The 21,620-nt window shown below is 31.0% G+C and carries 11 protein-coding genes; 10 read left to right on the forward strand and 1 reads right to left on the reverse strand.

Going from position 1 to position 21,620, the window contains the following annotated elements; all coding sequences use genetic code 11:
- Nucleotides 1-84: 84 nt before the first annotated feature.
- Entirely contained in the window at nt 85-1,212 is a 1,128-nt protein-coding gene (locus tag J4863_RS03320) for a S1C family serine protease (RefSeq protein ID WP_211619045.1), read from the reverse strand.
- A gap of 261 nt (nt 1,213-1,473) precedes the next feature.
- Between J4863_RS03320 and J4863_RS03325 the strand changes: the two genes are divergently transcribed.
- The 10 genes from J4863_RS03325 (at nt 1,474) to J4863_RS03370 (ending at nt 21,598) form a co-directional block, all read left to right on the forward strand.
- A complete protein-coding gene (locus tag J4863_RS03325) occupies nt 1,474-2,208 on the forward strand; it encodes a DeoR/GlpR family DNA-binding transcription regulator (RefSeq protein ID WP_211619046.1) in 735 nt (244 codons plus the stop codon).
- Nucleotides 2,209-2,229: 21 nt separating this feature from the next.
- Nucleotides 2,230-3,147 (forward strand): 1-phosphofructokinase, encoded by a 918-nt coding sequence (gene pfkB / locus J4863_RS03330; protein WP_211616194.1) that lies wholly within the window; start codon nt 2,230-2,232, stop codon nt 3,145-3,147.
- A 48-nt stretch (nt 3,148-3,195) separates the two neighbouring features.
- Nucleotides 3,196-5,145 carry a fructose-specific PTS transporter subunit EIIC gene (locus J4863_RS03335; protein ID WP_211619047.1) on the forward strand — a complete coding sequence of 650 codons (1,950 nt, stop codon included), beginning with the start codon at nt 3,196-3,198 and terminating at the stop codon, nt 5,143-5,145.
- Nucleotides 5,146-5,231: 86 nt separating this feature from the next.
- On the forward strand, nt 5,232-5,489 hold the full coding sequence (locus J4863_RS03340; RefSeq protein ID WP_211619048.1) for a SemiSWEET family transporter: 258 nt from the start codon (nt 5,232-5,234) through the stop codon (nt 5,487-5,489).
- A 233-nt stretch (nt 5,490-5,722) separates the two neighbouring features.
- Nucleotides 5,723-6,445, forward strand: coding sequence for an acid phosphatase AphA (gene aphA / locus J4863_RS03345; protein ID WP_211619049.1), 723 nt, complete (start codon nt 5,723-5,725; stop codon nt 6,443-6,445).
- A 349-nt stretch (nt 6,446-6,794) separates the two neighbouring features.
- On the forward strand, nt 6,795-17,414 hold the full coding sequence (locus J4863_RS03350) for an autotransporter-associated N-terminal domain-containing protein (RefSeq protein WP_211619050.1): 10,620 nt from the start codon (nt 6,795-6,797) through the stop codon (nt 17,412-17,414).
- Between the two features lie 329 nt (nt 17,415-17,743).
- Entirely contained in the window at nt 17,744-18,763 is a 1,020-nt protein-coding gene (locus J4863_RS03355; RefSeq protein ID WP_211619051.1) for an ABC transporter ATP-binding protein, read from the forward strand.
- A gap of 9 nt (nt 18,764-18,772) precedes the next feature.
- Nucleotides 18,773-19,723 carry an ATP-binding cassette domain-containing protein gene (locus tag J4863_RS03360; protein WP_211619052.1) on the forward strand — a complete coding sequence of 317 codons (951 nt, stop codon included), beginning with the start codon at nt 18,773-18,775 and terminating at the stop codon, nt 19,721-19,723.
- 3 nt (nt 19,724-19,726) lie between these two features.
- Nucleotides 19,727-20,689 carry an oligopeptide ABC transporter permease gene (opp4B, locus tag J4863_RS03365; protein WP_211619053.1) on the forward strand — a complete coding sequence of 321 codons (963 nt, stop codon included), beginning with the start codon at nt 19,727-19,729 and terminating at the stop codon, nt 20,687-20,689.
- Nucleotides 20,690-20,698: 9 nt separating this feature from the next.
- Complete coding sequence (locus J4863_RS03370; RefSeq protein WP_211619054.1) at nt 20,699-21,598, forward strand: ABC transporter permease; 900 nt, start codon at nt 20,699-20,701, stop codon at nt 21,596-21,598.
- Nucleotides 21,599-21,620 lie beyond the last annotated feature (22 nt).

Raw genomic sequence — 21,620 nt, forward strand, 5'->3', positions numbered from 1 at the left:
GAGTAATAGACATATAAAAAAGTGGAATAAAAGCAATAAAAAACGCTCTTGATATTTAGTTAAGAGCGTTTCTTTTTGTAATTTTTATCTATTTACAGGTCTAGCATTTTGATAATTAAATGGTTCCAATTTAACATTTAATGTTTTTTCAGTTCCATTTGAGTAAACTTTAAGATTTAATACATCTCCTGTTTTCTTAGCAGCAAGTTCTCCAACAAATGAACCAGCAGAAGTTACTTTTTTACCATTTATTTCAAGGATAACATCATTTGGTTTAATACCGTATTTAGCAGCAGCAGAACCGTTGTAAACAGCAGTAATCATAACTCCAGTAGCTGAAGGAATGTTTCTTTGTTTTCTAATTTCAGGTGTTAATTCTGAAATAGAAATTCCTAAATAAGGTCTTTCGTATTTTCCAGTTCTAATAATAGAATCTTTTACCGTTGTAACAAGGTTTGAAGGAATTGCAAAACTTAATCCTACACTTCCACCATTAGGTGAGTAAATTGCAGTGTTAACTCCAACAACGTCTCCATTAATATTTAATAAAGGTCCTCCACTATTTCCTTGGTTTACAGCAGCATCAGTTTGAATGAAATTTTCTACTTGCTCAATACCAAGCGAACTTCTACCAGACGCTCCAATAACTCCAACAGTCATAGAACTATTAAGTCCTAAAGGATTTCCAAAAGCAATTGCCCAGTTTCCAATTTTAATGTTGTCTGAATTAGCAAATTTTAATGGTTTGAAAGTTTTATTCGAGTTAATTTTTAAAACGGCAATATCAACTTCAGGTGATGTTCCCACTAATTTTGCTGAATATTCTTCTCCATCTGAGAGTTTTACGAAAATTTCATCAGCTCCATCAATAACGTGATTATTTGTAACAACGTAACCATTTTCTGAAGTGATAAATCCTGAACCTAAACTTCCTGATTCTCTTCTTTCTTGTCTTCTACCAGAAGTTCCAAATAAAAACGCTTCTAGAGGATTGTAAGTATTTACAATAAGTGTTTTTTTTGTACGGATGTTAACTACAGAATCTTTAGCCTTTTCATAAACGTTAGAAAAAGCATCTTGTATTCCATAAAGACTGCTAGAAACATTTGATGATTGAGGTCTAGCAACTTGTTGAGAATTAGTTGTAGTCTCAGCACTAGCCCCCAAAGCTGTTATTAAAAATGAAGTTGTTAATACTTTTTTTAAATTCATAATAATACTCCTTTATATTTTTTTAGTTTAATATTCGCTTGTAATTATTCGAATTATAACATGAATAGACTATAATGTTAATAGATGTTTATTAGAAAATAATGTGTAAAATGATAAATCAAAATTACTTTTGTGAAAAAAATTTTTTGAAAAAAAATGAAAAAAATTTAAAAAAAAGTTGACAATTTTTGAAAATCAAGGTATATTTTAGTGTACAACAAATGTACGATTTTAAAATATTTTAAGATAGGAAACCAAATAATGTTAGAAATAGAAAGATTTGAAAAAATTTTATTAGAATTGGAAAAAAGAGGAAGACTTTCATATCAAGAATTGGATGAACTTATAGATGTATCAAATTCAACAATCAGAAGAGATGTAGAAAAAATGTACTCAAATGGGTTACTTACAAAGATAAAAGGTGGAGTTGCACAAATTAAAAGATTGAATTTCGATTTAGATGTAATGGATAGGTTTAATGAAAATATATCTGAAAAGAAAAAAATTGCTGAAAAAGCAGCAAAAATTATAAAAAAAGGCGATTTCATATATTTGGATGCAGGAACAACTATATTCTATGTAATTGAAAAATTGAAGGATTTAGATGTAACTGTTGTGACTAATGGATTAATGCATTTAGAGGAACTAATGAAATATAAAATCAAAACTGTCGTTTTAGGTGGAGAAATAAAAGGGCAAACAGGGGCAATTGTTGGTGTAGAAGCTATTAATTTCATATCTAAGTATAGATTTGACAAATGCTTTTTAGGGACTAATGGAATAAGTTTGGATACGGGATTTACAACACCAGAAGTAAATGAAGCGTATTTGAAAAAAAAGGCAATTGAATTGTCTGAAGAAAGTTTCGTTTTGGCGGACAAAAGAAAATTTAATAGAGTTTCAAATATTAATTTTTCTTCGTTTAAAGAATGTAAAATAATTACGTCAAAAGAGGCAATTAAAGAAAATAATAGATATAAAAAATATTTTTATTAATAAATTTTAAGGAGGAAAAAGATGATTTATACATTGACTCTAAACCCAGCGTTAGATTACGACATGTATTTGGAAAATGAATTGGAAGCAGAAAACTTGAATCTTGCAAAAGAGGTAAATTACAGAGCAGGTGGAAAAGGAATTAATGTTTCAAAAGTTTTGAAAAACTTAGGAATTGAATCTACAGCGATAGGATATGTTGCAGGATTTGTAGGAGATTTCATTGTAAAAGATTTACAAAAAGATGGAATAAAATCAGAATTTGTAGAATTAGATGGAATTACAAGAATTAATGTAAAAGTTAATGGAAACGACAAAGAAACAGAATTAACTGGAGTTTCGCCAAAAATAACAGATGAAAAATTACAAGAATTAGTAAAGAAAATGGCTGACTTGAAAGATGGAGACATTTTGGTATTATCTGGAAGTATCCCTTCATCTATTAGTAACAAAATTTATAAAGAATTATCAGAAAATGTAAAAGCAAATGTAGAAATAGTGCTTGACACAAGAGGAAACTTATTGCAAGACAATATTCATAACAATCTTTTCGTTAAACCAAATATTCATGAATTAAGAGATATGTTTGGTGAAAAATTAGAAACTAAACAGGAAATTGTTGAAAAATGTAAATATTTCTTGGATAGAGGGGTAAAAAATGTAATTTTATCTCGTGGTGGAGATGGAGCTTTGCTTGTAAATAAAGAATTTGTATTGGAAGCTAGTGTTCCTAAAGGGAAATTGATTAATTCTATTGGAGCTGGAGATTCGATGGTAGCAGGATTTGTGGCAGGATTTGTTAAAGGAATGTCTACAGAAGATGCTTTCAAATTGGCAGTGGCTTCAGGAAGTGCGACAGCTTATTCTTATGGAATGGCAGAAAAAGATTTAGTTGATAAATTGTATAGCGAAATTGAAATTTTAAAAGAAAATTTATAAAATTATTAAAAATTAAAATATAAAAATAAAAAAGAAAGGTGGAAAGATATGAGAATATCAGATTTACTAATTAAAGATAGAATAAACCTAGATGTTCAAGCAAATGACAAGCCTAGCCTTATTAGAGAACTTGCAAAATTGCATGAAAAAACAGGTGTGTTAAATGACTATGAAGGTTATGTTGAAGCATTGGAGGCTAGAGAAGCACAAAGTTCAACAGGTATTGGTGAAGGGATTGCAATTCCTCATGCAAAAACAAAATATGTAAAAGAACCTGCACTTGCAATGGGAAGAAAAACGAGTGGGATTGATTATCAATCATTAGATGATGAACCAGCAACATTGTTCTTTATGATTGCTGCACCAGATGGAGCGAATAATACTCACATCGAAACATTAGCTAGACTTTCACAATTATTATTGGATGATGACTTTAAAGCGGCTTTGGAAAAAGCTCCAACAGCAGATGCAGTTTTAGATATTATTAATAAAACAGAAGCAGAAAAATTTCCAGATGAAGCTAAAAAAGAAGAAGTAAAAGAAGCACCAGTGGCTAATTCTACATCTTCAGGTGACGAACCTTACATTATCGCAGCAACAGCTTGTCCAACAGGAATTGCACATACATATATGGCAGCGGCAGCATTGAAAAAAGCAGCTGAAGAAATGGGAGTAAAAATTAAAGTAGAAACAAATGGAGCAGACGGTAGAAAGGACATATTGACAAGTGACGACATCAAAAAAGCAAAAGGTGTTATCTTGGCGATAAATAGAAATATCGAAGTTGATAGATTTGATGGAAAACCATTGATTCAAGTGGAAGCAAAAGAAGGAATTAATAATGCAAAAGAATTAATTCAAAAAGTTTTAGATGGAAAAGCACCTATTTTCCATGCGAGTGGTTCTTCAAAAGATTCTTCAGGTGACGAAGCTTCTAGTGATAAAAAAGGACTTTATAAACACTTATTAAGTGGGGTTTCTTACATGTTACCATTGGTAATAAGTGGAGGAATTTTAATTGCGTTGGCATTTTTAGTTGATACATTGGCAGGAAATGCGAATGTTGGTGGAGGATTTGGTTCAACATCTCCATTTGCAAGTATGTTAATGACAGTTGGTAAAGCGGCATTTGGATTATTTATACCAATCTTAGGTGGATATATTGCTTATAGTATTAGTGAAAGAGCTGCATTGACTCCAGGATTAGTAGCAGGTATGTTGGCAACAGTACCGTTAGTAAAAGATGGTCCAACATCAGGATTTATTGGAGCGTTATTAGGTGGATTCTTAGCAGGTTATGTTGTTAAATTCTTAATAAAAGCATTAGATGGATTACCAAAAACATTAAATGGATTGAAAATGATTTTATTATACCCAGTATTGTCAGTATTGATTACAGGTGTGTTAATGATGTTAGTAATTAATCCGATTGCAACAATTATAAACAGCGGTTTGAATAACTGGTTAAACTCAATGAGCGGAACAAGTGCAGTATTATTAGGATTGATTTTAGGTGGAATGATGGCGGTAGATATGGGAGGACCTGTTAATAAAGCAGCTTACGTATTTGGTTCAGGTTCACTTGCAGCGACAATGACTACAGGAGGAAGTATTCCAATGGCAGCAGTTATGGCTGGAGGAATGGTACCACCTATCGCAATTGCATTAGCATCAACAATATTTAAAAATAAATTTACTGAACAAGAAAGAGAAGCAGGACTTACAAACTACATCATGGGATTCTCATTCATTACAGAAGGTGCAATTCCTTATGCAGCAGCAGATCCAAAAGCAGTTATTCCAGCGAGTGTTGTAGGTTCAGCAATTGCAGGAGCTTTAGTTGGATTATTTGGAATTAAAATTCCAGCACCTCATGGAGGAATATTAGTAATGTTCTTGAGTAATAATTTCTTTATGTATTTGATAGCAGTTGTAATTGGTGCGATTGTATCAGCAGTATTGTTAGGATTGTTAAAGAAAAAGGTAGATGAAAAATAAATTTTACTTTATTTTAAATATATTTTATTTGTATTTTAAAAGAAAATGTGTTAAAATAATATTTAAATAAAATATAGGAGGCAAAAATGAGCGACAAAAATTTAAAAATCATAGGATGGCTTGGAACTGCACTTTCAGTAATAATGTATGTATCGTATGTTCCTCAAATAATGGGAAATTTACAAGGACATAAAACATTTTTCTTACAACCTTTAGCTGCAACAATTAACTGTGCAATATGGACAAGCTATGGGCTTCTGAAAAAAGAAAAAGATTATCCATTGTCAGCAGCAAATTTACCAGGAGTAATTTTTGGATTTTTAGCAACAGTTACAGCATTTTAATGAGATAAATAATTATTTGAAAAAAGAAAATAAAGAAATCACGGTTGAGAAATTGACTGTGATTTTTTTTTGAAATTGGAAATTTTATTCAAAAAATTATAAAAAAGATAAAAAAATGTTGACTTTGTCTATAAAAAAGGTATAATTTTACTGCTAAAAGGTAACAAAAGAGAAATATTTGTTATTTTGATAAAATAGTAAAAAAATTAAAAAAATATATAGGAGGAAATGTTATGAAAAAGGCATTATTATTTTTATTTGCTGCATCTGTAATATTTGCAGCAGGACCAAAAGTTCCTTATACTCACGAAGGATTTTATTCGACAGATAAAGTTCAGAAGGCTGTTCATTTTGTATCTGTTGACGATATTAAGAAAAGTTTAGAAGGGAAAGGGCCTATTAATGTAAGTTTTGATATTGATGATACATTGGTGCATTCAAGCGGTTACTTTAATTACGGGCAATATCATTTCCAAATTCCAGGAGATAAAAGAGGAGCTGCAAGTTATTTGTATAATCAAAAATTTTGGGATTATGTTGCTGAAAACGGAGATGAACACTCTATTCCAAAACAATCTGCAAAAGATTTAATTAAAATGCATTTGGAAAGAGGAGATCACATATTTTTCATTACAGGAAGAACAAAACATTCAAAAGATAAAAACTATACTTCAACAAAATTATCAAAAACATTGCAAAGATACTTTGATTTGCCAAAAGAAGTTTACGTAGAATATACAGCTGATACTCCGACAGGTGGCTACAAATATGATAAATCATATTATATGAAAAAACACAATGTTTCAATTCACTACGGTGACAGCGACGATGATATTTTAGCTGCAAGAGAATTAGGAATTCGTGGAATAAGAGTTCAAAGAGCTTACAATTCTACAAATCCTCAAAAAATGAATGGTGGATATGGAGAAGAAGTTTTAATAAATTCAGCTTGGTAGAAAAAAAGTAAAAATTTTTAATTATATAATTGGATAAATTTATTTAATAAGGGAGTTATGGCTCCCTTTTTATTCAAATTAGAAAAAATTTTTGTTGTAAAGAAAAGCTAAAAATGATATAATGTAACACAAAGAAAAGTACAATCTTGTAGGCCAATCCGTCTAAATAGATTAGTAAGAAAATTTAGACAAGGTTGGCTATATTTATGGGAAAATATTAGTTTGTAATTATTACAAACAAACAATGGATAATTTTTTGCAAATGAAAAGATTGTTAAAAATATTAAGAAATAATGAAAATTTTAAATGAAATTGTTGTAGAAAAGTAAATATTAAAGAGGAGTGGTCTATGAATAATAATTTGATTCAAGCAAAGAAAGATTTAAAGGCTTTTGTTAAAAGAGCTAAGAATGTTAAATATACAGAATCGTTACTATTTTCTTATTTAGTAACGGGATTGATTACGTTTTCTATTGGGATAAATACGTCTTCGAGTGTACTGTATGAGCGTATGAATAAAGAGCTTATAATGTCAGCAGAGCAGACGCGGAATGTAATTAAGAAGAAGAAAAAAGAAAATGAAGAATCAATAGAAGATTTAAATTTAGAATTAATTGAATTGATGGAACAAGGAGATCAAGTTGTAAAATCGCCTTGGAGTTCTTGGCAATATGGTGTGAATACGTTTATGTCAAGTAGTAATGGGACTTACAAAGGAAGAGGAGATAAAGCTGAAAAATATCGTTATAATGGAATTTATACTCGTGGAAATTGGGCTGAAGCGGGAGTTTTATCTAGTAGAAGATACGGAGTTTCATCATTGAGTACACTAATGGATTCAAGAAATTATGGATTGGCTTCGTTATTACACGTGCAAGAACCTGAAGTGGAAATCCAAATCATGGCAAACGTACGTCCAAAATCAGTTACAAAAGAGGAAATTACTATCAATCCTCAAATTGATATGCCAAGACCAGTGGTAAAACCAGCGATTAATTTGAATGTGACTAAACCGATAAGTGCACCGAATTTAAAATTTCCAAATGTTAAACCAATTAATATTGATATAAAAGATCCAATACCACCAAGTGCACCAAAGGTAATTGGAGCACCGAATATAAATATTAATTTAGCAGCACCAACTGTTACATTAAATCTTGGAGCACCTGAAACACCAAATATAAGTATTAATGTAACGCCACCAGAAATCAAACCTTTGACAATTAATAAACCTAATGAGGTAAAATTACCAACAATAAATGCTCCTGTGATATCACCAATTAAGTTTTCTATTGATCCTACAGGAGATGCTAAATATAAAAACTCAAGTTGGAAAAATTGGTCTAATGGAGATAGAAATAAAATACATAATATTACTGAATTAAAAAATAGAGATTATATAACTTTAAGTTCAGATTATATTAGTAAAGCAACAGTAGATAATACATATACATTTAACGTTGTAGCAAATAATAATAGAGCGTTCGTTTTAGATGAGGCAGCTGATAAACAATCGTTTACAAGTAAAGCAACTATTAATCTTAAAGGAAGTCAAAATGTTGCAATTGATATTCAAGGTACTCATGGTTCAGGAAAAAGTGGAACAATGAATGGGAAGTTGCTGGAAGCTATTAATGAAGGTAAGATTATAGGTGAAAAAACAACTGCTAATACGAAAAATCAAGTTGCTTTTGGATTTAACAATCCAGATGCTTCAGACAATAAAACTTTGACTAAGATGATAAATAGAGGAGAAATCACATTAAAATCAGATGAAAGTGCAGCTTTTCAGTTAAAACCAGAAGATCCACGAAATTGGAACCCAAATAATTGGAATGCAGCTCCAACTAGAATTGATTATAAAAAAGAAGACCCTAAGCGTGGAAAAGTTGCTATGCAAGCTATTAATGAAAAAGAAATAAATATAGAAGGAAATAATAGTTTCGGTATAACAACAGTTTATAATGAAGGTCTTCCTATAAATTTTTTTAATAATAAAAGTATTTATAAAAATTTAAATTCAGAAGTAGAACTTACTGATGAATTGAATCATACGTCAAATAAAGCACGTGTAAGACCGGGAGGAGAATTTGGAAATACAACAGTTTCAGGTTTTACAAGTGGAGTTTATAATGAGAGTACAGGAAAAATTAATATAAAAGGTGAAAATAGTATTGCTATTGGGTTATTACATGATATCCAAGAAGCTAAAATTGATGGAGAAATAAATATCTATTCGAAAAAAGGAGTAGGAGTATTTACAGGAGTTCCAGTAGGATTACCTACTGCAGCAACACCTGATTTTGTTGAATTAAAAGGTAAAATTAACATAAAAGAAAATGCAGAAAATGCAGTAGGAGCTTATGTTGGAGAAACTTCAGTTGATTTAAATGATGGGAAATTAAATGGAAGTAACGGTTCAGTTAGTCGTAAATACTTAAGATCTGGAGATATAAAATCTAATACAGGATCAATTATCACAGTAGAAGGTAAAACAAATTATGGATTTGTAGTTAATAATAATTCAAATTACTCTAAATTTCCTGGAGCTTTAGATGATATGCAACAGGGAACAGATAAATCTAAATATGGTAGAGGTATAAATGAAGGAAGAATTAATGTCGAAGGAGAAACTTCAGTAGGTTTTGCATTGATAAAAGGTGGAAATTCTTCAAATAGTGGAACAATAAGTGTTAAACCTAGTTCAATAAAATCAGTAGGTTTTTATGGAGAACAAGATAAATTTGATAACTCAGGAACTATCGAAGTTACAACAGCCAAAAATACCCGTAATACTGCTGTAGCGTTAGATGGAAACAGTAATAAGATTACTTTCAACAATACTGGTAATATATACATTAATGCAAATAAAAATTCAAATACAAATTTAGTAGGTAATACAAATACAGGAGTTTATGCAAAAGGTACATATGAATTTAATCATACTGGCGGAGAAGTTATAGTTGGTAAAAATGCAACTGGATTTTATGTTAAGGATTCTACTGGAATAGTAAATATTAAAGCACCTGTTAAACTAGAAGAAAGTGGTACTGGAGTAGACAGTGGAACAACAATTGGATTTTATTCAGATGGTAATGCAAATGTTAATTTTGGAACAGGTTCAGAGTTAACAATTGGAAAAGGAGCTATAGGGCTTTATTCGGAAGATTCATCAAGATTTGCTGATACATTTAAAATAAACTCAGGTGAGAAATTGGATGTTTCTCTTGGTGAAAATTCAGCCTTTGGGTTTGTTAGTGGAAATACTACAAGTCCATCTTTAAAGAAATTTTTGAATAATAATCCAACAAACAATAAGATAAATATAACAAATTTTGGAAAAGGTGCAACAATATTTTTTGCAAGTGATTCTGGAAATGCAATTTTAGATGGAGATTATACTATTACCAATGGTGGAAATCCTTCAACTTCAGTTTTATCTGCCAATAATAATTCAACTGTAGGAATTAAAAATGGTGTGAAACTAATTACAAATACTCAAGTTGGACTTGTTGCGACAAAAGGAGCAAATACAGGAGATACACCTTCTACAGCTAAAAATGAAGGAATTTTAGAATCTTCAAGAACTTCTGGAGTAGGAATTTATGCTAATGAAAGTAATGGTCAAAATGCAGGTACTGGTAAAATAATAATGAAAGAATCTGGTTCTGTAGGTATTTTAGGATTGGAAGATTCTGAATTAACAAACGCTTCAGGTGGGGAAATTACAGTTAAAAAAGCTTCTTCTGCTGGAATATATGCAGAAAATAGTAATGTAACAAATAGTGGAACTATAACTACAGAAGATGAAAAATCAGCTGGAATATTTTCAAAATCTTCATCAGCTTCTGACAAAACTGTTAAAAATTCAGGTAATATTAAAATTACTGGTTCAGGAAAAACTAAAAATGCAGGAATTTATGGAGAATTAGTTAGTACGGCAACTGGTAAATTAACTTTAATAAATGAAACTGGTGGAAATATTGAAGTTTCAACGGGAGAATCAGTAGGAATATTTGGTAAGAATGGAACATCTAGTAAAAATAATTTTGTAATAGATAATGAAGATAAAGTTACAATGAAAGTTGATTCATCAGTAGGAATTCTGGCTGAAAAGGCAAAAGTAACAAATGAGTCATCAGGAATAGTTAAAATAGAAGGTAAAAAATCAGTAGGAATATTTGGTAAAGAAGGTTCTGAGATTGAGAATAATGGAAACATTTTGGCAACAAGTACGGATCCTAATTCGGCTTCAGTAGGAATATTGTCAGATGGTGGAAAAGCAACTAATAAAAAGAAAATAGAAATGTCAGGTGGAAAATCTGCTGGAATGATGGGAATAAATGATGCTGAAATAATAAATGATGTTTCTTCTGCAGAAATTATAATGAATAAAACAGGTTCAGCAGGAATTTATACACAAAATAGTAATGCTACAAATAGAGGTATGATTAACTTAAAAGAAAATGAATCAGCAGGAATTTATGCACAAAATACTTCGGCAAAAGATTATATACTTAATAATTCGGGGACTATTAATGCTGAAAAAGAAAAAAGTATTGGGATGTATGCAAATGTAAATAAAAATACATTAGTTACACCAGCTGTTACACCTGGAATAACTACAATGAATAATAGTGGGACTATTCATTTAAAAGATGAAAGTTCAGTAGGAATGTATATAAAAAATGAGTTAGATGATAGAACAAAAGCTGTAATAAATAATAATGTATCTAATGGTATAATCAAAATAGACAAAGCTGAATCAGTAGGGATAATGGCAGATACAGCAACTGTTCAAAATGATGGAATAATTGAAGTAAAGGATAATAAATCAGCAGGGATTTATGCAATTGATAATTCTTATGTTACTAATAATGCAGATATTACTACAGAAGGAGAAAAATCAGCAGGAATTTATATAAGTGATAGTGATGTTGTGAATAATGCAAATAAAACAATCACTGTAGATAAAAATAAGTCAGCAGGGATATATGGTAAATTTAAAAATGATAAAGATCACACAATTACAAATAGTGGAATAATTACTTTAGCAACAAGTAATTCTGAAAAAGGAAGTGCAGGAATTTATGGTGAATTGGAATCTGGAGCTACAAAGACACTTTCTATTGGAAATTCAACTGGTTCAATAATAAATGTTGGTATGAAAGAATCGGTTGGGATTTATGCTAAAAATTCTTCAACAAATGGAAAAGGAAATCTAATAGTTGATAATAGTGGTACAGTTATAACTTCAAAAGAAAAATCAGTTGGAATATTTGGTGAGAAAGTTACTGTTGCAAATAATAAAACCATAGAAGTGAATGGACAAGAATCTATTGGAATCTTTGGAGAATTAGGATCAGAAATAAAAAATACTTCAACTAATGAAGGAATTAAAGTTACTGGTGAAAGTTCAACAGGAATGTATGCTACAGGTTTAGGAACAACTGGAGAAAATACAGGGAAAATTGTTTTATCTGGAGAAAGAGCTACAGGAATGGGTGCAGCTGATAGTGCAGTTATAACCAATGAAAAGGAAATTTCTGGAACAGTTAAAAATGTAATTGGAATGTACGGTACAGATAGTGGAACACAAGTTAAAAATAGAAAAGATATTAAGTTATTAAAAGAAAATTCAACAGGAATATTCGCTAAAGACGATGCTGTAGCAGAAAATGAAAGTAATGGAAATATTGAAATAGCAGAAAAAAATTCAGTAGGTATGTTTGGACTTGCAAGTTCTACATCAAAGAAAATAAATTTAACAAATACAGGAACTATAACTTTAAAAGGGAAAGAATCAACAGGAATTTTTGCTAGTAATGCTGAAAGTGCTACTGGAAGTGGTATTTATTCAGGATCAGTTGCTAATTCATCTATAAAAAATACAGGAACTATAACTTTAGATGCTGAAAAGACAGTTGGGATTTATACACCGAAATCTACTATTTCTAAAGTAGGAAATATCACAATGACTAAAAATGCTAATTCATCAGTTGCAGTTTATCTTACTCAAGAAGCAACAGCAGATGGAACAGGTGCTGTAATTAATTTAAATGATAAATCACAAAATCAAGTGGCTTATTATATTAAAGGTAAAGGAACAATATCGAATTCTATTGGAAATATTAATGGTTATGGTGTCGGAGTTTATTTAGATGGAACAGATAATACGGGAGCACCACTTTTAACAGCTACAAAATTGAATGCACCAACTCTTGATTTTGTAAGTGGAAGTACTACGCAAGGAAAAGGAATAATAGGATTAGTATTGAAAGGAAATACTGACATTTCAAGTTACACTAATGGAATAAAAGTAGGAGACACAGATGGTAATTTTTATGCAGTAGGACTTTACACTGATAATCAAGGAACTTCAACAACACCAAAAGCAATTACAACAGCTATCACGACTGGAGCAAATGGAGTAGGATTGATTGCTGAAAATGGAAGTAATCTTGCTTATACTGGAACTATGACTATTGGAGATGGAAAAGATGCTGGAACGGGTATTTATGTTGGAAATAATGGAACAAGTGGGACACCTAATCCTTCAAAAGTGACAGTAACTGGGACAACAATTAATTTAAATGGTTCAAACGGAGTAGGAGCTATAGTAACTACAGATTCTACAGTTAATATAGATGGAACAACAACAATTAATTTCGAAGGTGATGGAGTAGGAGTTTATGGACAAAAAGGAGCTCATGTCACTAATAGTGCTGTATTGAATACAAAAGGACATTCTGTTGAAAGAACGAGAGTTACTGAAGGAAGTTCTATAATTGCAGCAAATTTAACAGGAGCGGCAGCGGCAGATAGTGGAAATATAATTTCACACGTTATAAACGGAGAAACAGTAGTAAATCCAGGAATTACTGTTGAAGCAAAATCTGGAACACAAAATATTATTGGACTTATGGCAGATGGTATTAAAAATCCTAGTCCAACTCATACATCTTGGAAAGGAGATGTTGATTACGAAGCTATAAATGATGGAAAAATTGATTTATCAAATGCAACTACAAGTACTGCAATGTATCTTGATTCTTCAAGAGGAATTAACAAAGACGAAATTGCTGTAGGAAATAAATCTACTGGAATTTATGGAGTTTACAATGATACAACATCAATTTATAGTGATGCAGTAGCTGGAACTAAAAATGAAGGAAAAATCATGACAACTGCTGGTTCTAAGATAAAAATTGGAGATGAATCATCAGCAATTTATGCGATTGATTTTGATAAAGTTGAAAATAATGGAAGCATAACTGGGGGAGATAAATCAGTTGGAATTTTTGCAAAAAATACGACTGGATTATCAACTGCTAAAAATATAGATGTTACAAATACAGGAAATATCACATTAGGAAAAGGATCAGCAGGAATTTACATTACGCCTGAAACTAGAAATAATCCTAATGCAACAGTTGTAAATAGTGGGAATATCACAGTTGGAGATTCAATATTGAATGCGAGTGGAGTTGCTACTTCAACTTCTGTGGGAATTTATGCAACAAATAAAACTAATTTGACAACTACAGGAAATATTACAGTTGGAAATAAAGGGTTTGCATTGTATGGAAATGATTCTAACTTGACTGTAAATGGTGGAAATTATAACTTTGCGAATAGTGGAAGTTTGGCGTACTTAGAAAATGGTTCAGTATTGGATTATAATAATACAGGAACATTGACAACATCTTCAGAACCAATGTTATACATTATTGACAGTAAAGCGAATATGAATAATAACGATATTGTTGTGTCTGCGAATGGAACTGGAGTTTACATGACTGGAAACTCGACTTTCAGTGGATGGAATAACATGACTTTAAATAGTGGATCTACTGGAATTTATGTGGAAAATTCAAAGGCTACGATAGACGGTAAAAATATTACTGGAACGGCTAATAAAGCAAAAGGAATTGTTGCGATAAACTCAGATGTTACGAATAAAGCAAATATGCAATTTAGTGATGATGATTCAATTGGAATTTTCTCAAGAAATAATTCAGGAAGTGCAAAAAATATTGTAAATACTGGAAATATTGATATTACTGGAGAGCGTTCAATCGCAGCATATTTAGAGGGGACATCGGATCAAACATTTGAAAATAGCGGAACAATAAATGTTGATAAAACAACGACTTCTGTGAGAAATGATTCGACAGTAGGAATTTATGCACAAAATGGTTCAAAAATAAATATTAAAAATAGTGGAACAATAAATGTTGGAGAGTCTTCATTTGGAATTTATTCATTAAGTGAAAATGGAAATGTGGAAACAGCTGGAAGTTCAGTAATCAATGTTGCCGATAAAGCAATTGGTATTTACAAAAAAGGTGGAACTGCAAATATTGGTGGAATAATTAATGTTGCGAATCATACAGCTACTGATCCAAATAGTGAACCAGTAGGAATTTACGGATCAAGCGGAGTAACTGTTACAGACACTACAACAAACTTCAATGTTGGAGATAAATCTTACGGTGTAATTTTAGCTAATCCAGGAATTGGAAAAACAAATGTTTACTCAAATTCGGCTTCGTCGAATATAACTTTAGGAAAAGAATCAACATTTATTTACACTGAAGGGGCCTCTAATGTTACAAATAATGCAACAATGACATCTGGAACTAATGATAAGATTATTGCTATTTATGGAAAAGATGGAGCGAATATTGTAAATAACGGAATGATTGACTTGTCGAATGGAATTGGAAACCAAGGGATTCTTGTGACAGGAGCTTCAAATGCAGTAAATAGAGGAGTAATAAAAGTTGGAAAAACAGATAATTCTGATCCAAATAACATTGTTTATGGAATAGGAATGGCAGCAATTAATGGAGCTAGTATTTCAAATGATAGAGATATCTATGTATCAGGACACTTAAGCATCGGAATGTATGGAGATGACAGAGGAACAACACTTAAAAACTCTGGAAATATCTACTTAGATCCATCAAGTGCAACAGCAACTGATAAAATTCAAACAATGATGGGAGTATTCGTAAATAATGGAGCCAAATTTGTAAATACAGGAAATATCACAACAGTTGGTTCATACCACGGAAATAATAATGTTCAAGGACTTGTTGGAGTTGCTGTATTAAATGGAAGTACATTGGAAAATTATGGAAAAATTGATATTGATGCGGATAGCAGTTATGGTGTGTTAATAAAAGGAACTGCAGCAAATAAATCAATCATTAAAAATTATGGAGAAATAAATATTAGTGGTTTAAGATCTTACGGTGTGAGATATGATGCAGATTCTCAAGGAGTTAGTGGAAACTTACCAATTGGAACTGATGCAACACCTGCAAATGTGTTACCAGCATTAAATGGTGGAGTTGGAACAATAACTTCTACAAATGGAGCAAATGATTACTATGCACCAAAAGACCCTAGTAAAACTCTTGCTGGAGTAGGAATTATTCAATTACCAAATGGAAGATTAGCAATCCAAAGAAATGGAGTAGTATTGAACGATAGCCAAGTTCAAACATTCAATTATGCACCACAAACTACTAACTTTGCGTTATCAAACTTTGGAGTTTACGTAGATACTTTAGGAAGAACAAGACCAATTAACGTAAATGGAGCAACAAACATTGGAATTGACAGTGATTTATTAATAGGAACAGAATTTTCAGTACTTACAAATGCAAAAGATGTAATAATTGGAAAACAAATATTACAACCGTTCTTGAATCAAATAAATGCAGGAATATTTAACTTTACACCTTATTCTGCATCATTGACTTGGATGGCAACACCTGAAGTAGATCCGTCTACTCAGCAAATTACTCGTGTTCTTATGACAAAAATTCCTTATACAGCTTTTGTAATGAGAAAATCTAACGAGTACAATTTTACTGATGGATTGGAACAAAGATACGACAAGAATGCACTAGATTCAAAAGAAAAAGAAGTATTCAACAAATTGAATACAATTGGAAATAGTGAAGAAGCATTATTAGTACAAGCTTACGATGAAATGATGGGACACCAATATGCTAATGTTCAACAAAGAATTTTTGAAACAGGAAATATGTTGAATAAAGAGTTTAGATATTTAAGAGATGAATGGGATACTAAATCTAAACAATCTAACAAGATAAAAGTGTTTGGAATGAAAGGCGAGTACAAAACTGATACGGCTGGAATTATTGATTATAGAAATGATGCATATGGATTTGCATACTTACATGAAGATGAAACTGTAAAATTAGGAGAATCTAGCGGATGGTACGCAGGAGCAATTAGAAATAAATTTGATTTCAGCGATATAGGAAAATCAAAAGAAGAACAAAATATGATTAAAGCTGGAGTATTTAAGTCAATGCCACTTGGATATGATAACCATAATAACGAATGGAATTGGACTGTAGCAGCAGAAGGATTTATTGGAAATGCTGAAATGAATAGAAAATTCCTTGTTGTAGATGATATTTTTGAGGCAAAATCTGATTATTATTCTTATGGAGTTGGCTTGAAAAATGAACTTAGAAAAAATATTAGATTGAGTGAAAGAACAAGCCTTTCACCATATGGAAACTTGAAATTAGAATATGGAAGATTTAATGGAATCAAAGAAGATTCAGGACAAGTTCGTTTAGAAGTAAAAGGAAACGATTATTATTCAATAAAACCTGAAGTTGGAGTGGAATTCAAATATAAACAACCAATGGCAGTAAGAACTACATTCACAGCTAAATTAGGACTTGCGTATGAAAATGAATTAGGACAAGTTGGAGATGTAAATAACCAAGCAAGAGTTCGTTACACAACAGCAGATTGGTTCAATATTAGAGGAGAAAAAGACGACAGAAGAGGAAACGGAAAAGTTGACTTGAACCTTGGAATTGAGAATACAAGATTTGGTGTAACAGTAAATGCAGGTTATGATACAAAAGGCGAAAATGTAAGAGGTGGAATTGGATTTAGAGCGATTTACTAATCATTTTTGAATACTACAATTTATAAAATTTAAGAAGTTCTCTCTTCAAATTTTTGGAGAGGGAACTTTTTATTTTACGTAATCAAAAATACTTTGAAATAAAAAATAAATTAAAAATATTAAAATGATTGAAAAAATTTTTAAAATTTTATATAATTAATACTATAAAGGCAAATAAATTTATAAAATTTATTTATAGATATTTTTAGATAGGAAAGGGAATGAAATGTCTTTTTCTTACTATAAACTTTGCATAATTATGACATAAGTTTGTAGAAAATTAAAAATAGTACAAATTATGAATAAATTCAGAAAGGAGATAGAAATCATTGGAAAATAATACTTTGGTTGAAATTAAAAATTTAGATGTAAATTTTCGTATTAATGATGATTATTATAAGGCTGTCGATAATGTAAATTTGAAATTGAAAAAGAATGAAATTCTGGCGATAGTTGGGGAATCTGGTTGCGGGAAAAGTACATTGGCGACTTCAATTATGGGATTGCATAATCTATTGAATACGAAATTATCGGGGGAAATAATTTACAAAGATAAAAATTTGTTGGAATTGAGTGAAGAGGAATATAATGAAATAAGGGGTGGCGAGATTGGAATGATATTTCAGGATCCGTTATCAGCTTTAAATCCGTTAATGAGAATAGAAGCACAAATCGAAGAGGGACTTATTTATCACACAAAATTAAATCAAAATGAGCGAAAAAACAGAGTTTACGAACTATTGCAACAAGTGGGAATACAAAATTACAAAAGAATTGCAAGACAATTTCCTCACGAATTATCTGGGGGAATGCGACAGAGGGTTATGATTGCACTTGCTTTAGCTTGTAAACCAAACGTTATAATTGCTGACGAACCAACAACAGCACTAGACGTAACAATTCAAGCACAAATTTTAGATTTATTAAAATCAATTCAAGATGAAATACACGCTGGAATAATTTTGATAACACACGATTTAGGAGTTGTAGCTGAAATGGCTGACAGAGTAGCAGTTATGTATGCTGGAGAAATTGTCGAAATAGCATCTGTCAATGAACTATTTGAAAATCCAAAACATCCATATACAAGATCATTACTAAAATCAATCCCTCAAATAGACACAGAAACAGACGAATTATACACAATAAAAGGAACCGTTCCATCATTGAAAAATCTAGATAGAAACGGATGTAGATTTTCAAACAGAATTCCTTGGATTGATAAAAAAGAGCACGAAAACAATCCACAATTACACGAAATTGAAAAAGAACATTTTGTAAGATGTACTTGCTGGAAAAATTTTCATTTTCTTGAAGAAAAGAGAAATGGGAGATTATATATTTATTAAGGAGGAAATATGAGTTTTTTAGAAGTGAAAAATTTAAAAGTTCATTATCCTATCCGTGGTGGATTTTTTAACAAAATAATTGATTATGTTTACGCAGTTGATGGAGTAGATATGTTAATAGAAAAAGGAAAAAGTTATGGTCTGGTTGGTGAATCAGGGTCAGGAAAATCTACTATAGGAAAAGCGATAATTGGACTTGAAAAAATACGAAGTGGAAAGATTTTTTATGAAGGAAAAGAAATAAATCATAAAAAAATGAGAGATAAAAATTTGAATTATAGTAAGGATATACAGATGATATTTCAAGATTCATTGTCGAGTCTGAATCCGAAAAAAAGGATTATTGAAATAATTACAGAGCCTTTGAAGAATTTTGAGAATTTGTCGTATGAAGAGGAGAAAAGACGGGCTTCAGAATTGCTGGAAATTGTTGGATTATCGGATGATTCGTTGTATAAGTATCCGCATGAGTTTTCTGGAGGACAGCGTCAAAGAATTGGAATTGCTAGATCAGTTGCGACTAAGCCAAAATTGATTATTGCAGATGAGCCTGTTTCGGCGTTAGATTTGTCAGTTCAAGCTCAAGTATTAAATTACATGAAAGAAATTCAAAAACAATTTGGAATGAGTTATTTATTTATTTCTCATGATTTGGGAGTTATCAAGCATATGTGTGATGAAATTTTTATAATGTATAAAGGAAGATTTGTTGAAAAAGGATTGAAAAAAGATATTTATGGAAATCCTCAACATATTTACACAAAACGTTTGATAGCAGCGATTCCAGAAGTTAATCCTCGAAATAGGAAAGAGAAAAAATTAAATAGACTAGCGATTGAGAAGGAATATAAGGAAAATGAATCAAATTATTATGATGAAAATGGAAGAGTTTATGATTTGAAATCGTTGTCAGAAACACATTTTGTGGCATTAGATGGAAAAAAGAAAGGGGCGAAATAATTTATGTGGAAAACGGTGCTTAGAAGGGTTCTTATTATGATACCGCAATTATTTATACTGAGCATAATAATATTTATACTAGCAAAATTAATGCCAGGGGATCCATTCACAGGATTGATAACACCTCAAACTGATCCAGCAGCTTTGGAAGCATTAAAAAGACAAGCTGGATTGTATGATCCTTGGCATATTCAGTATCTAAGATGGATGAAAAATGCTTTTCATGGAAATTTTGGAATGAGTTATGCGTATAAAATTCCAGTAAAAACATTGATTGGACAAAGGGCGAACAATACGTTTATTTTATCGCTTGTAAGTGTGATTTTAACTTATTGTATTGCAATTCCATTGGGAATGTGGGCTGGAAGATATCAAAATTCAAAATTAGATAAAGTTGTAACATTTTATAATTATGTGAGTTATGCGATACCGACATTTATTTTCTCACTTATTATGTTATGGTTTTTTGGATACACATTAGGATGGTTCCCAACAACAGGATCTGTAACTATTGGACTTGAGCCGAATACATTTGAGTATTTTGTAGACAGAATACATCACATTATATTACCAGCGATTACATATGCTTTACTTGCAACAACAGGAACAATTCAATATTTAAGAAATGAAGTAATTGATGCAAAAGGTTTGGAATATGTGAAAACAGCGAGAAGTAAAGGTGTGCCAGAAAATAAAGTTTATTCAAGACATATATTTAGAAATTCAATTTTACCAATAGCGGCATTTTTTGGATACACAATAACTGGATTGTTAAGTGGTTCAGTGTTTATTGAATTGATTTTTAACTATCCTGGAATGGGGCGATTATTTATATCGTCAATAACAACGAGAGATTACAGTGTCGTTACGGCATTAATTTTACTTTACGGATTTTTGACGTTGGTTGGAAGTTTACTTTCTGATATTATTTTGAGTATAGTTGATCCGAGAATAAGAATAGAATAGGTGGTGTTTATGAAAAAATTAAATGAAAAAGCAGAGATGAAAAAGCATGAAAAGCCATCAGGATTTAATGTAATTGTAAGAGAAATAAAAAAAGATAAGTTGGCTTTAATTTCAGTATATGTGTTGGCGATATTATTTTTAGTAATTTTTATTGGAGCAGCACTTACTAATCAAGAAGAAGTTATGAAAATAAGTTTATTGGATAAATATTCAAAACCAATGGAAGGATTTTGGCTAGGATCAGATTCAGGTGGAAGAGATATTTTAGGGCAATTAGTGATTGGAGCAAGAAATTCGATAATCATTGGGTTTACGATTACTTTGATAACTTCTGGAATTGGGATTGTGATAGGATTAGTTTCAGGATATTACGGTGGTCAAGTTGACAATGTAATAATGAGAATAATTGATTTTATAACTATTTTACCTACTTTGATGCTAATAATTGTATTTATAACAATTGTTCCAAAATACAGTATTTTCTCATTTATTATAATAATGAGCTGTTTCTATTGGACAGGAATTGCAAGACTTATCAGAAGTAAAGCGTTAACTGAAAGTAGAAAAAATTATGTAAATGCTTCAAAGACAATGGGTACAAGTGATTTCAAAATAATTTTTAGAGAAATTTTGCCAAATTTGAGTTCATTAATAATCGTAAATTTAACGTTAGAATTTGCGGGAAATATTGGGATTGAAACAGGATTGAGCTTTTTGGGATTTGGGTTACCACCAACTACACCGAGTTTGGGGACATTAGTTGGTTATGCGACAGATCCAGAAGTTTTATCAACTAAGCTATGGATATGGCTTCCAGCTTCAATTTTAATATTAATAATGATGTTGTGTATAAACTATATCGGACAAGCTTTGAAGAGAGCAGCAGATGCACGACAAAGATTAGGATAGTTTGTAGCGAAAGGAATGGAAT

The organism is Leptotrichia sp. oral taxon 221 (assembly GCF_018128245.1).
Classification (GTDB): Bacteria; Fusobacteriota; Fusobacteriia; order Fusobacteriales; family Leptotrichiaceae; genus JABCPH02.

Bases quoted from the DNA above. Each gene is read 5' to 3' on its own strand.
- J4863_RS03320 (WP_211619045.1), bottom strand. From the start codon at position 1,212: ATGAATTTAAAAAAAGTATTAACAACTTCATTTTTAATAACAGCTTTG.
- J4863_RS03325 (WP_211619046.1), top strand. From the start codon at position 1,474: ATGTTAGAAATAGAAAGATTTGAAAAAATTTTATTAGAATTGGAAAAA.
- pfkB (WP_211616194.1), top strand. From the start codon at position 2,230: ATGATTTATACATTGACTCTAAACCCAGCGTTAGATTACGACATGTAT.
- J4863_RS03335 (WP_211619047.1), top strand. From the start codon at position 3,196: ATGAGAATATCAGATTTACTAATTAAAGATAGAATAAACCTAGATGTT.
- J4863_RS03340 (WP_211619048.1), top strand. From the start codon at position 5,232: ATGAGCGACAAAAATTTAAAAATCATAGGATGGCTTGGAACTGCACTT.
- aphA (WP_211619049.1), top strand. From the start codon at position 5,723: ATGAAAAAGGCATTATTATTTTTATTTGCTGCATCTGTAATATTTGCA.
- J4863_RS03350 (WP_211619050.1), top strand. From the start codon at position 6,795: ATGAATAATAATTTGATTCAAGCAAAGAAAGATTTAAAGGCTTTTGTT.
- J4863_RS03360 (WP_211619052.1), top strand. From the start codon at position 18,773: ATGAGTTTTTTAGAAGTGAAAAATTTAAAAGTTCATTATCCTATCCGT.
- opp4B (WP_211619053.1), top strand. From the start codon at position 19,727: ATGTGGAAAACGGTGCTTAGAAGGGTTCTTATTATGATACCGCAATTA.
- J4863_RS03370 (WP_211619054.1), top strand. From the start codon at position 20,699: ATGAAAAAATTAAATGAAAAAGCAGAGATGAAAAAGCATGAAAAGCCA.